The following is a 12580-nucleotide window of genomic DNA, read 5'->3' as shown; positions in this document are numbered from 1 at the left end:
TTTACAGCGCGCCCTTCGTGGACGGAAGGATGCCGGCGGCCCGCGGATCACGCTCGCTCGCGTACCTGAGCGCCCGCGCCAGTGCCTTGAACTGGCACTCCACGATGTGGTGCGCGTTGCGCCCGTAGGGCACGTGGACGTGCAGCGCGATCTGCGCCTGGGCGACGAAGGACTCCAGGATGTGCCGGGTCATCGTGGTGTCGTACTCGCCGATCATCGGCGCCATCTTCTCGGGCTCGGTGTGCACGAGGTAGGGGCGGCCGGAGAGATCCACGGTCACCTGGGCGAGCGACTCGTCCAGCGGGACCGTGCAGTTGCCGAAGCGGTAGATCCCCACCTTGTCGCCGAGCGCCTGCTTGAAGGCGGCGCCCAGCGCCAGCGCCGTGTCCTCGATGGTGTGGTGCGAGTCGATGTGCAGGTCGCCCTCGGTCTTCACGGTCAGATCGAACAGGCCGTGGCGGCCGAGCTGGTCGAGCATGTGGTCGTAGAAGCCGACGCCGGTCGACACATCGACCTTGCCGGTGCCGTCGAGGTCGATCTCGACGACGACGGACGTCTCCTTGGTGTTCCGTTCGACACGGCCTACGCGGCTCATGCGTTCTGCTCCTTCTTGAGTTCACGTACCGCGTCGAGGAACGCGTCGTTCTCTTCGGGCGTACCGGCGCTGACCCGCAGCCACCCCGGTACGCCGTTGTCCCGTACCAGGACGCCCCGGTCGAGGATCTTCTGCCAGACCTCATGCGCGTCGGCGAACCGCCCGAACTGCACGAAGTTGGCGTCGGACTCGATCACTTCGTAGCCGATCGCCCGCAGCTCGGCGACCAGCCGGTCCCGTTCGGCCTTCAGCTGCTCCACGTATCCCAGCAGCGTGTCGGTGTGCTCCAGCGCGGCGAGCGCGGTCGCCTGCGTGACCGCCGACAGGTGATACGGCAGCCGTACGAGCTGGACGGCGTCCACCACCGCTGGATGCGCGGCGAGATAGCCGAGGCGCAACCCGGCCGCGCCGAACGCCTTCGACATGGTCCGCGAGACGACCAGATGCGGCCGGCCCTCGAGCAGCGGCAGCAGCGAGTCGCCGTGGCTGAACTCGATGTACGCCTCGTCCACGACCACCATGGACGGCTTCGCCGCCTGCGCGGCCTCGTACAGCGCGATGACCGTCTCGGGCGGAACCGCGTTGCCCGTGGGGTTGTTGGGGGTCGTGATGAAGACGATGTCCGGCTGGTGCTCGGCGATCGCCCGCTCGGCGGCGGCGAGGTCGACCGTGAAGTCGTCGTTGCGGGGGCCGGAGATCCAGCCCGTCCCCGTGCCGCGCGCGATCAGGCCGTGCATCGAGTACGAGGGCTCGAAGCCGATCGCTGTACGGCCGGGCCCGCCGAAGGTCTGCAGCAGTTGCTGGATGACTTCGTTCGAGCCGTTGGCCGCCCATACGTTCTCGAAGCCGACCGTGTACTTACCGGTGTCCGTCAGGTACTTGGCCAGCTCGGTGCGCAGCTCCACCGCGTCCCGGTCGGGGTAGCGGTTGAGGTTCCGGGCGGCCTCGCGCACCCGCTCGGCGATCCGCTCGACGAGGGGTTCGGGCAGTGCGTAGGGGTTCTCGTTGGTGTTCAGGCGTACGGGGACGTCGAGTTGGGGCGCTCCGTAGGGGGACTTGCCGCGCAACTCGTCACGTACAGGGAGATCGTCGATACGGGTCACTTGCTCGGCACCTTCCAGTCGAAGCGTGCCTTGATGGCCGCACCGTGCGCCGGCAGGTCCTCGGCCTCGGCGAGCGTCACCACGTGGCGCGCGACCTCGGCCAGCGCGTCCCGCGAGTAGTCGACGATGTGGATCCCGCGCAGGAAGGACTGGACGCTCAGGCCCGAGGAGTGGCAGGCGCAGCCGCCGGTGGGCAGGACGTGGTTGGAGCCCGCCGCGTAGTCGCCCAGCGAGACGGGCGCCCAGGGGCCGACGAAGATCGCGCCGGCGTTCCGTACCCGGTCCGCCACGGCCGTCGCGTCGGCCGTCTGGATCTCCAGGTGCTCGGCGCCGTACGCGTTGACGACCCGCAGGCCCTCGTCGATGCCGTCGACGAGCACGATCGCGGACTGCCTGCCTTCGAGGGCCGGGACGATCCGGTCCTCGATGTGCTTGGTGGCCGCGACCTGCGGCTCCAGTTCCTTCGCCACCGCGTCGGCCAGCGCGACCGAGTCGGTGACGAGGACGGCGGCGGCGAGCGGGTCGTGCTCGGCCTGGCTGATCAGGTCGGCGGCGACGTGCACCGGGTCGGCGGTCTCGTCGGCGAGGACGGCGATCTCGGTCGGACCGGCCTCCGAGTCGATACCGATCTTGCCGGTGAAGTAGCGCTTCGCGGCGACGACCCAGATGTTGCCGGGCCCGGTGACCATGTTGGCGGGTGGGCACGACTCAGTGCCGTACGCGAACATCGCGACGGCCGTTGCGCCGCCGGCCGCGTACACCTCGTCGATGCCGAGCAGCACGCAGGCGGCCAGGATCGTCGGGTGCGGAAGTCCCCCGAACTCGGACTGGGCCGGGGAGGCGAGGGCGATCGACTCGACGCCCGCCTCCTGTGCCGGGACCACGTTCATGATCACGGACGACGGGTAGACGGACCGGCCGCCGGGCGCGTACAGCCCGACCCGGTCGACCGGCACCCACTTCTCGGTGATCGAGCCACCGGGCACGACCTGGGTGGTGTGCGTGGTACGGCGCTGCTCGCGGTGGACGATGCGGGCGCGGCGGATGGACTCCTCCAGGGCCGCGCGGACGGCCGGGTCCAGCCGCTCCAGCGCGTCGGTGAGGGCCTGCGCAGGGACCCGTACGGACTCCAGGCGGACGCCGTCGAACCTCTCCGCGTAGTCGATCAGCGCCGCGTCACCCCGATGATGCACGGCCTCGCAGATCGGACGCACCTTCTCCAGGGCGGCCGAGACGTCGAAGTCGGCTCGGGGCAGCAGGTCGCGTAGGGCGGAACCCTCGGGGAGGGCGTCGCCGCGCAGATCGATTCGAGAGATCACGTGGCCAATTCTCTCAGACGGCGATCGAGCGCCGGACGGCTGTATCAATCGCTGATACGGCACCCGCCCCAAAAGATCACTTTCACCGTGAGTGTTCAAGCAGTCACTCAGCGGGCATCACATGAACGACTGTACGAAACCCGCGAGTAGCCAGGGGAGGGAGGAAGAGCCGTGGCCGAGGGTGCCGCCATCCGGCACGGGATCCGGGACGCGGATCCGCCGGACGATCTCACCGCCGCCGAGACGGGAATGTGGCAGGCGTTCCGCAACGGCAGCATGTACGACCTGCGCGCCGGGGACACGACGGTGGACGATCCGCACAGCGGCCGTCCATGGGGCCCGGAGCGGAGTGTGCGGGCGCGCGTCGTGGCCATGCTGCTGCTGAACGGGCCGCCCGCACTGGACGGCCGCGTCTCGTCCCTGAAGCTGACCGGCATCCAGATCACCGGCGTACTCGATCTCGCGGGCGGCACGATCGTCCCGTACGTCGAGATGAAGGGCTGCCGTTTCGAGAAGGAACTGCTGCTGCCGGAGGCCCGGTTCACGACCGTGCGCCTGGTCGGCTGCTCGGTGCCGCGGCTCGAGGGAGCCCGGCTGCACACCGAGGGCGATCTGCATCTGCCGCGCTGCCGCTTCCACAACGGCGTACGCCTCACCGACGCGCACATAGGCACGGATCTGCTGCTCAACCAGGCCGTGGTCCACCGGGACCGGCACGGCCGCTCGATCATCGGCGACGGGATGACCGTAGGCCAGGACCTGCAGGCCGAAATGCTGGAGTCCGACGGCGAGTTGAGCCTGCGCGGCGCCACGGTGGGTGTCTCGCTCAGTCTGCGCGGCAGCCGGCTGAAGAACCCGCAGGACCGGCTGGCGCTGAACGCCCCGCAGCTGACCGTCGAGCGCACGCTCTATATGACGCCCGCAGGCGTCGGCAATCCGCGGCAGACCAGCGGCAGGACTCCGGCGCGCGGGACGCGGGTGCAGCGGTTCGCGTGCGAGGGCGGGATCCGGCTTGACGACGGGCGGTTCGGGGACGCGGTGGACTTCGAGCAGGCCCGCTTCGTCCTCAGGAACAACCAGGAGATATCGCTGCGCCGCGTGCAGGTCCCCGAGCTGCGCTTCCTCGGGGAGCGGCCGCGGCGCGGGCGGGTCGTGCTGTCCGGCGCCCGGGTCGTCAACCTCATGGACGCGGCGACCAGTTGGCCTGGCGCGGGCCAGTTGCAGATGGGCGGCTTCCAGTACGAGAACCTCGTGCCCCGCGGCCCGTTCCCGCTGGCCCGGCGCCTGGAGTGGGTGGCCGCGGCGACCCCCGAGTACAGCCCGGAGCCGTACGAGCGCCTGGCGGCCGTGCTGCGCGACGGCGGCGAGGACGAGGACGCCCGCGAGGTACTGCTCGCCAAACAGCGCCACCGCCGCGAGTTCCTGCCGCCCGCGGCCAGGCTTTGGGGGTACGTACAGGACTGGACGGTCGCCTACGGGTACCGGCCGGGACGGGCCGCCGTATGGATGGCGGTGCTGTGGGCGGCGACCTCGCTCGCCTTCCGCCATGCCGACCATCCGCCGATCAAGACCGGCGAGCATCCGCCGTGGAACCCCTCCCTCTTCGCCCTCGACCTGCTCCTGCCGGTCATCGATCTCGGTCAGGTGGGCTACTGGCAGTTGCACGGCGGCTGGCAGTGGCTGGCCGCGGCGGTGATCCTGCTCGGCTGGATCCTGGCGACGGCGGTGGCGGCGGGCGCGACGCGGCTGCTGCGCCGGGGCTGAACCGTAATCAGAACGCGTACAACCCTGGCCGCATTTCGGCCGTCTTCTCACCGCAACCATCGATTGAGCAACCACGACGGCGAGCACCCGTTCCGCGAGTGCGGCGTCGCCGGTTCAGGCGCAAAGGGAGGTACCCCCATGGCCTTGCTGCGCGCGTTCATCCGTACCGCCCGGATGGCACGGAACACCTCCCGGCTCGCCGCCGGTCTGCCCGGCGACGACGAGGTGCTGCTCGACGCCGCGGACGAGCGGCTCGCGCCGGCGCTGGTCGCCGCGGGCCAGGGCGAGTACGAGCCCGCGGCCAAACTGCTCGCCACCACGCGCGAGGCCGCCGAGTGGGAGAACCGCGACCGGTACACGACGCGCCTCGCCGCCTTCGCGCGCTCCCGGCCCGAGTGGTTCGCGCTCTGGCGGTACGCGGCCCCGCACGACCCCGACGCGCTGCTGGTCAAGGCCGAGCTGGCGATGTGCCGGCGCTGGGAGTCGCCGGCCCGCGCCGAACTGCTGCGCCAGGTCGCGCCGTTGATCGCCACGGCCGCCGAGGGCGATCCGCGCGATCCGGTGCCGTGGCGGATCGCGCTGGACCACGCCCGGGGCACGAACGCGTCGCACACGGAGTTCGAGGAGCTGTGGTCTCAGGCCGTACGCCGCTCCCCGCACCACTACGGCTGCCATGTGTCCGCCCTCCAGTACCTGTCCGCCGCCTGGTACGGCTCGCACCGCGAGTGCTTCGACTTCGCCGAGCGGGCCGCGCAGGACGCGTTGCCGGGCTCCCTCGTCCAGGCGCTGCCGGTGCGCGCGGCCTTCGCGTATCTGACCGAGGAGGGCGGCAGGTACACGGTGCCGCGCGAGCGCCTGGACGCGGCGGCCGATCTCGCGATCGCCCTGTCGCAGGAGTACGCGCCCGCCGACCCGTGGCCCGCCCAGGTCCGCAACCTGCTCACCTACGTGCTGGTCCGGCTCGAACGCTGGGAGGACGCGCTGGCGCAGCTGCGCCGGATCGGGCCGTACGCCACCTCGTTCCCCTGGGACCGGATCTCGGACGACCCGCTCGGCCAGTTCCTCGAACTCCGGGACGGCGTACGGCTGGAAGTGGCCGCGCGCACGCCGTTCAAGCTACGGGGCGCGGCGCCCGCGCGTCCGCTGAGTGACCACGGCGAACCTGCCCATCCCGGCGACCATTAGGCTTTTGCGTCGTGACCACCGTCCGGCTTCCCCTCTTCCCCCTGAACACGGTGCTGTTCCCGGGCCTCGTGCTGCCCCTGAACATTTTCGAGGAGCGCTATCGCGCCATGATGCGCGAGTTGCTGAAGACTCCCGAGGACGAACCGCGCCGGTTCGCCGTCGTCGCCATCCGCGACGGCCACGAGGTCGCGCCCAGTGCGCAGGGGCTGCCGGACCAGACGGCCGTACCGGAGCGCGGACCCGCGGCCGGTTTCGGCGACGATCCCGCGGGGGCCTTCCACAAGGTGGGCTGCATCGCGGACGCGGCGACCATCCGGGAACGGGCCGACGGCAGCTTCGAGGTGCTGGCCACCGGGACGAGACGCGTACGGCTGCTCTCGGTGGACGCGTCCGGCGCATTCCTGACGGCCGAGCTGGAAGAGCTGGAGGAGGACCCGGGCGAGGAGGCGGGGGCGCTGGCCGAGGGGGTACTGCGGGCCTTCCGTCAGTACCAGAAGCGGCTGGCCGGGGCGCGCGAACGGTCCCTGTCGACCGAGGGCGAGCTGCCGGACGAGCCGTCCGTCGTCTCCTACCTGGTCGCGGCGGCGGCGATGCTGGACGTGCCGGCGAAACAGCGCCTGCTCCAGGCCCCGGACACGGCGTCACGCCTGCGCGAGGAGCTGAAATTGCTGCGCGCGGAGACGGCGATCATCCGTAACCTGCCGTCACTGCCCGCGACGGAGCTGACTCGCGGGCCGACGAGTCTCAACTGACGTAAGGCTTGGTTCCGTTGGCGAAGAAGTCGAAGAAGCAGCAGTCCGGGGGTACCCCGGCGACGGTGGCCCTGACGGCGGCGGGCGTCGCGTACACGGTGCACGCGTACGAGCACGACCCCTCCCACTCGTCGTACGGCGAGGAGGCGGCCGAGGCGATGGGCGTGTCCCCCGAGCGGGTCTTCAAGACCCTGGTGGCGGAGGTCGACGGCGAGCTCACGGTGGCCGTGGTCCCCGTGGCGGGCTCGCTCGACCTCAAGGCCCTGGCCGCGGCAGTCGGCGGCAAACGAGCCACGATGGCCGACCCGGCGGCAGCGGAGCGCACGACGGGCTACGTCCGCGGCGGCATCTCCCCCCTCGGCCAACGCAAGAAACTCCGTACGATCCTCGACTCCTCGGCCTCGGTCCACCCCACGATCTGCGTATCAGCAGGCCGCCGCGGCCTGGAAGTCGAACTCTCCCCGAGGGACCTGGCCAAGCTCACGGAAGCGACCTCGGCGCCGGTGGCCCGCACGTGACCTCTCGACGAATGCCGCACTTTCGGCTAAACCGAGAACATGTCGAAGAAAACACGCAAACGCAAATGGCGCATGAAGAAGGGCCGCTCGAATCATGGGCATAGGCCCGCGTAGGGATAAGGGCGGTTGGTGCCGCTGGGGCGGCAGCAGCCGCCCGCCTGCACACCTGCACTCACCTGCACTATTCAGCCAAGCCCAGCCACATCCAGCCCGTCCGGCGTTTGAGGACGAGGCCGTTCAGGCCGATGGGGATCTGGGGCGCAGCCCCAGCGGGGTCCGGGGCAGAGCCCCGGGACGATGGGGGTCCCCCCGCTCGAGCGAAGCCGAGAGTGGGGGAGGGTAGGGGCGGCGGGGGCGAAAACCCGTGGCGCCCAGCCCCCCGCAGGGAACCCGCCCCTACGCCGGAGGCGCCCCGTAAGGGCCCTGCTGATACGGATCCGGTTCAGGATCCCGCGGCCCGAACAACGCCGTCAGCCCCAGATGAACCAGCAGCGCCGCCACGGACCACGCCAGCAACGCCCCCTTCGCTCCAAGCTCCAGAGGCGCCGCGAACGTGACCCCCCGGCCCACCTCCCGCGCATGCGCTGCCACATCCTGCGTAGGCCCGAGCCAGACCCCCAGCCGCCAGGCAAGCAGCGAACCGAGCACACCCCCGACCGTGAGCGCGACAACGATCCCAATCCCCCCACGCCGCCGCAGAACGAACACGACCAGCGCACTCACCAGCCCGAACCCGAGCGCGAGCAGAGTGAACGTCCCGTCCACCCCGATGGCCTGCTCCCCCTCCGTGTCCTTGAGGTAGACCGCGGACGCGTCCGAGACCAACGGCACCTCAGGGGCGAGCCACCACCACAGCACCCCGAGCAACACCCCGCCGACCGCCATCGCGAGCACGATGACAGCGGCCTCCCGCACTTCGGTCTTCATCCCGGGGCCGTCCTCCTGATAACCGACGGATCCGCCCGCACCAGCAGCGGCGGCGGGCGGCGACGCCTGCCAGGCAGGGTGCGGAGACTGGTACTCCGGAGACTGCTGATCCGGAGAAGGGCGATGCGGCGGCTGGGGCGGAGTAAGCGGTGCGGTCACCCTGACATCGTGCCAGGCTCAACTGTCAACCGTGTCATCGGACGGCAGCCCGACGATAGGCCCAGGTCGCGACGGCCAGCGAGACCACCCCGACTCCCGCGCACACGGCGAGGTCGAGCACGACGACCCCCCAGTCGGGATGCGCCCCGAAGGTCAGCCCGAAGGCCTCGACACCGTACGTGGACGGCAGCAGATCCCGCGCGTACTGGACGACCGCAGGCAGCCGATCCGCCGGCAGCACCCCGAGCAGCAGAGCCGCCGACATCCCCAACTGCCCGAGCAACGTGGCGAGTTCGGGCCGCGGCGCCAGCAGCCCGAGCGCCGCTCCGAGCCCGGCGAGCGCCGCACCGGCGAGCGGGATCACGGCGGCGAGGATCCACAGATTCGCCATCGGCAGCCCGAAGAGCACACACCCGAAGACGGCGGTGACCACAGTCCCCGGCACGGTGAAGGAGGCGTACGCACCCGCCGCACCCAGCACCACCGCCGCCGGCGGCACCGGCAACGTCGCGTAATGGTCGAGCCCACCGCTCGCACGCAGCTGCCCGAAGTACTGAGCGAGCAGATTCAGCGCGACGAACGCGACGACGAGCACCGACGAGCCCGCCACCACGGCCCGCGCCTCGCCCCCGCCGTCCACCACCCCGCGCATCAGGACCATGATCCCGATCGACTGGAAGGTGGCCACGAACAGCAGCGGAATCCGCGCGACCCGCGCCCGGGACAGCTGCGCCCGGTACACAGCGCAAAGCGCAGGCCACAGCCGGGCACGCGGTCCGAGCTCGGCGGCTTCTTGCGCGACGGCGTCCTCGACGGGGAGGGCACGGCCCGGCAGGACCTCGGCGGGTACGACACTCACGTCGAGCGGCTCCTGTTCGCTTCAGCTGTCGTCCTGTTCCGTACGGCCAGAGCGGCCCGAACACTCACGCCTTGACCAACCCCCGTACATTGCCGGCGCTCCCGCCCAGCGCCAGATACACGTCTTCGAGGCTCGGCGTGGCGAGCGTGAAGTCGTCCAGGGCGGCGAACGCGGCCCCGCCGGTGACGGCGGCGACCGCTGCGCGGGCCTCTTCGGGGGCGAGACGCAGCGCCCAGCGGCGGCCGGACTCGACGGCGCGGTCGCGCAGAGCGGCGACCTCGGGAACGTCGAGGGGCGCGCGCTCGCGCCAGACGAGTTCGAGGCGCACCTCGCCCGCGACCTGCTCCTTCAGCCCGGAGGGGGTGTCGCAGGCGATGACCCGGCCCTGGTCCATCACGGCGACGCGGTCGAGAACCGTTTCGGCCTCGATGACGTTGTGGGTGACCAGCAGAACCGTTGTGCCGTTCTCGGCCCGCCGCCGGTCGACGGCGCCCCAGACGGCGCGACGGGCGATCGGGTCCATGCCAGCGGTCGGCTCGTCGAGCACGAGCAGCGGGCGTTCACCCACGAGGGTGGCGGCGAAGCAGGCAAGCCGCCGCTGCCCGCCGGACAGTTTCCGCAGCGGCCGTGAGGCGAGAGGGGTGAGGCCCAGCTCCTCGAGGACGGTGTCCCGCTCGGCCCGCGCGCTGCGCACGTCGAGCCCGCGCAGCCGCCCGGTGGTCTCCGCGGCGAGCGACACCGTCAGCTCGTCGAGCGCGGTGGACTCCTGTCCGAGGTACGCGAGGATCCGCGCCGCCCGCTCGGGATGGCGCACGACGTCGTGCCCGAGGATCTCGACGCTGCCGCGATCGGGGCGCATCAGTCCGGTCAGCTGCCGTACGAGGGTGGACTTGCCGGCGCCGTTCGGCCCGAGCAGCCCGAAGATCTCACCGCGCCGGATGTCGATCCGTACGCCGTCGGTGGCCCGCACCTCGGGTGTCCCGGGTGCCCCGCGCCGTCCGCGCACCGCCGGATAGGTCTTGGTCAGATCCCGCACCGCGCACACGACATCCCCACCGTGCCCGTGCCGGGCTGTCTGTGCGGTGCGCGTACTCACGAGGGACGAGACTACGGGGTCCCCGGCGCGGAACCACGATCGGGGCACCATCGGGGTCGAAACCGGGACACCGCGCCGCCCCCCGTCACTGTCCCGCGGGCGCGTGCTCCGCGCCCCGTCAGGGGCGAAGCGGCCTTGGTGAAGTTCGGTGCGGTACCGCGCCCCGTCAGGGGCGCGGGGCTGTATCAATTTGCGGCTCCGCCGCGTGGGCGCGACCAGCCACGACGGACTCGCAGTCGACGCACCGAACCTCCCAGCGGAGCGCTTAGGCGCTCACTCCCCAGCGGGAGCGTGCTCCGCAGCCGTCCGCACATCGATCTCCCGCCAGAAACCGGCCCGGATCGCGTACCGGTCATGCTCGTCGATCTGGTCGTCCTTGTGCGCGAGCAGCCCGAACCGCGCCGCGTACCGCAACAGCTCCCCGTCGATCCGGTGCGGCACCCGTGGATACATCGTGGACAGCTTCTGCAGATGCGCCGGGTCGGACAGCCGCCCCATCCAGCGCCGCGCGAACACCTGCCCGACCTCGTACGGATCCCCGCCCACCGTCGTGATGTCCTCCTCGCGGTCGGCCCACCGCTGCTCGGCCGTGGTGAGCTGCGCGAGCGTCGGCAACGCGGCCGCGTCCGCGGACTCGGCGGCGCCGGGCCGGTCGACCCACCCCTTGTCGGACGACCACCGCAGCGTCGCGTTCGCGGGATGCTGGGCGGCCTGCGCACCGGGCGCGCGCAACGCCGCCAGATCCTTCGGCGTCGGTACCCCCTTCGCGGCTGGCCCCCGCTCCTGAGTGCCGTTCTCACTCGGCGCCGGCTGCGGGTGCTGCTGCTCCCGCGCGCTCCGCTCGCTCCCGGAGGGCATCGCGGACTCGGGCAGCGGCGCGGAGAGGATCGCGGCGATCTCGGGCCGCGGCGCGGGCGGCGGCGCGCAGATCCCGCCGAACTCCTTGGCCCGTACGGCCTTGGTGATCCACGTCCGGTCCAGTACGCGGCGCTCGTCGGCCTCCGCGACCAGGTCCTCGGACTGGTTGTAGTCGCCGTCGGCGGCCTGCACGGCCCACAGGTGTACGGCGACGCCGTGCTCCTTGGCGGCCATCATGCCCGGCAGCAGATCCCCGTCACCGGTCACCAGGACCACGTCGGAGCAGGCCCGGTTGCGCGCCAGCTCGGTGAGCTCGGCGTGCATGGCGGCGTCAACGCCCTTCTGCGCCCACCGCCCGTCACTGCGGGTCAGCGCACCCAGACGTACGGTCACCCGTGGCATCACGCGCAGCCTGCGGTGCTCGGGCTGCGGTACGCGGTCGGGGGCGCCGTCGAACCAGTAGATGCGCAACAGGGGCCGCTCCGTGTCGGACTCGGCGCGCTCGCGCAGCCCCTGGATCAGGGCGGCGTGGTCGACGGTGATCCGGGACCTCGAAGGCTCCCCGGCGAGAAGACTGGCGGCGGCCCCGAGCAGATACCCGGCGTCCACCAGGACGATGCAGCGGTCCACGCGATCCACCCTCTTTCCGGGAGGTTTGCTTCGGGCTTCCTTCGAGTCTGCCCGACTGCGCGGAGGTTAACGGCCGGAACTCGATCTTCGGCGTGGCGGATCGGAAGTTCACTCTCCGCTGTGCCTTATTACGCACGGTAATTCTCTGACATGCGCGGCTTCTGTGCCTATGTGAATCTGATCCCGGTCCTGGCCCCTAGGTAACCCCAACAGGAGGCAGATCACCATGGCCAAGAACAAGAACCGCAAGCAGGGCGGCCCGCAGCAGCGCGGCACACAGGAGCAAGCCCGACGCGGCGCCGAGGAGTTGGCGTCCGCCGCCGAGCAGACCGAATCCGCGCCGGGCCCCGACCGGTTCACCTCCGGCGGCAAGCGGCAGAAGAAGTTCGGCCACAACTAGGGGGCGACACAGGGCGAGAGGGGCGCACCCGGAAGGATCGGGGGCGCCCCTCGTCGTTTTCCGTACGCGGTATTCAGTACGCGTCTGCTCAGTGCGCGTCCTCTCAGCCGGCCAGGCAGGACGGGCCGAGCAGCACCTTCAAGTCCCCGAAGAGCGCCGGGTCCGGCTTCACCCGGTGCCGGTCGAGCCGCAGCACCGTCGTCTTGCGCGGGCCCTGGAGCTTGATGCGTACCTCGCTGTCGCCCTTGTGGTGGCTGAGGATCTCGCCGAGCCGGCTGACCATGGGCGGGGTGACCTTCAGCGCCGGAATCGTCAGGATGACGGGGGCGTTGGTGCCCGCGTTCGACAGATCCGGTACTTGGAGTTCCATGGCGACGAGGCGGGGTACGTCCTCGCGTTTGTCGAGGCGTCCCTT

The 12580-nt window shown here is 71.1% G+C and carries 13 protein-coding genes; 5 read left to right on the top strand and 8 right to left on the bottom strand.

Features of this window, described 5'->3' with window-relative positions; genetic code table 11:
* Position 1: 1 nt before the first annotated feature.
* The 3 genes from hisB to hisD are packed head-to-tail and all read right to left on the bottom strand — an operon-like array spanning position 2 to position 3017.
* Positions 2–595 carry an imidazoleglycerol-phosphate dehydratase HisB gene (gene hisB, locus ACYVO6_RS44790; protein ID WP_033318049.1) on the bottom strand — a complete coding sequence of 198 codons (594 nt, stop codon included), beginning with the start codon at positions 593–595 and terminating at the stop codon, positions 2–4.
* Complete coding sequence (locus tag ACYVO6_RS44785; RefSeq protein WP_461071965.1) at positions 592–1698, bottom strand: histidinol-phosphate transaminase; 1107 nt, start codon at positions 1696–1698, stop codon at positions 592–594. Before ACYVO6_RS44785 ends, hisB begins: the two co-directional genes overlap by 4 nt.
* Positions 1695–3017: a histidinol dehydrogenase gene (hisD, locus tag ACYVO6_RS44780; protein ID WP_461071963.1), complete on the bottom strand. Its 1323-nt coding sequence runs from the start codon at positions 3015–3017 to the stop codon at positions 1695–1697. Before hisD ends, ACYVO6_RS44785 begins: the two co-directional genes overlap by 4 nt.
* A 171-nt stretch (positions 3018–3188) precedes the next feature.
* Here hisD and ACYVO6_RS44775 point away from each other — a divergent pair, with 171 nt between their 5' ends.
* The 4 genes from ACYVO6_RS44775 (at position 3189) to ybaK (ending at position 7236) form a co-directional block, all read left to right on the top strand.
* Positions 3189–4781 carry a membrane protein gene (locus ACYVO6_RS44775; RefSeq protein WP_461071961.1) on the top strand — a complete coding sequence of 531 codons (1593 nt, stop codon included), beginning with the start codon at positions 3189–3191 and terminating at the stop codon, positions 4779–4781.
* A 138-nt stretch (positions 4782–4919) separates the two neighbouring features.
* The gene (locus tag ACYVO6_RS44770; protein ID WP_461071959.1) at positions 4920–5966 is read left to right on the top strand and encodes a hypothetical protein; all 1047 of its coding nucleotides are present in this window, start codon (positions 4920–4922) and stop codon (positions 5964–5966) included.
* Between the two features lie 11 nt (positions 5967–5977).
* A complete protein-coding gene (locus ACYVO6_RS44765; RefSeq protein WP_461071957.1) occupies positions 5978–6718 on the top strand; it encodes an LON peptidase substrate-binding domain-containing protein in 741 nt (246 codons plus the stop codon).
* A 17-nt stretch (positions 6719–6735) separates the two neighbouring features.
* Complete coding sequence (ybaK, locus tag ACYVO6_RS44760; RefSeq protein ID WP_461071955.1) at positions 6736–7236, top strand: Cys-tRNA(Pro) deacylase; 501 nt, start codon at positions 6736–6738, stop codon at positions 7234–7236.
* A gap of 396 nt (positions 7237–7632) precedes the next feature.
* Here ybaK and ACYVO6_RS44755 read toward each other — a convergent pair whose 3' ends face one another.
* From ACYVO6_RS44755 to ACYVO6_RS44740, 4 genes are all read right to left on the bottom strand, one after another.
* Positions 7633–8322 carry an AAA family ATPase gene (locus ACYVO6_RS44755; RefSeq protein WP_461071953.1) on the bottom strand — a complete coding sequence of 230 codons (690 nt, stop codon included), beginning with the start codon at positions 8320–8322 and terminating at the stop codon, positions 7633–7635.
* 34 nt (positions 8323–8356) lie between these two features.
* A complete protein-coding gene (locus ACYVO6_RS44750) occupies positions 8357–9181 on the bottom strand; it encodes an ABC transporter permease (protein WP_461071951.1) in 825 nt (274 codons plus the stop codon).
* Positions 9182–9245: 64 nt separating this feature from the next.
* Positions 9246–10226: an ABC transporter ATP-binding protein gene (locus ACYVO6_RS44745; RefSeq protein ID WP_189321406.1), complete on the bottom strand. Its 981-nt coding sequence runs from the start codon at positions 10224–10226 to the stop codon at positions 9246–9248.
* Between the two features lie 324 nt (positions 10227–10550).
* Positions 10551–11765 carry an NYN domain-containing protein gene (locus ACYVO6_RS44740; RefSeq protein ID WP_461071949.1) on the bottom strand — a complete coding sequence of 405 codons (1215 nt, stop codon included), beginning with the start codon at positions 11763–11765 and terminating at the stop codon, positions 10551–10553.
* A 226-nt stretch (positions 11766–11991) separates the two neighbouring features.
* Between ACYVO6_RS44740 and ACYVO6_RS44735 the strand changes: the two genes are divergently transcribed.
* Complete coding sequence (locus ACYVO6_RS44735; protein ID WP_157857262.1) at positions 11992–12165, top strand: hypothetical protein; 174 nt, start codon at positions 11992–11994, stop codon at positions 12163–12165.
* A 103-nt stretch (positions 12166–12268) separates the two neighbouring features.
* Here ACYVO6_RS44735 and ACYVO6_RS44730 read toward each other — a convergent pair.
* Positions 12269–12580: hypothetical protein (locus tag ACYVO6_RS44730; RefSeq protein ID WP_461071946.1), on the bottom strand; the 312-nt coding region annotated here is incomplete at its 5' end.

This window comes from Streptomyces pseudoechinosporeus (assembly GCF_054783935.1).
The sequence above is the reverse complement of the archived record's forward strand: the minus strand, read 5'-3'. Positions and strand labels throughout refer to the sequence as shown.

What these genes read in the sequence shown, in the direction of transcription:
- hisB (WP_033318049.1), bottom strand. Translation starts at nt 595, where the DNA reads ATGAGCCGCGTAGGCCGTGTCGAACGGAACACCAAGGAGACGTCCGTC.
- ACYVO6_RS44770 (WP_461071959.1), top strand. Translation starts at nt 4,920, where the DNA reads ATGGCCTTGCTGCGCGCGTTCATCCGTACCGCCCGGATGGCACGGAAC.
- ACYVO6_RS44735 (WP_157857262.1), top strand. Translation starts at nt 11,992, where the DNA reads ATGGCCAAGAACAAGAACCGCAAGCAGGGCGGCCCGCAGCAGCGCGGC.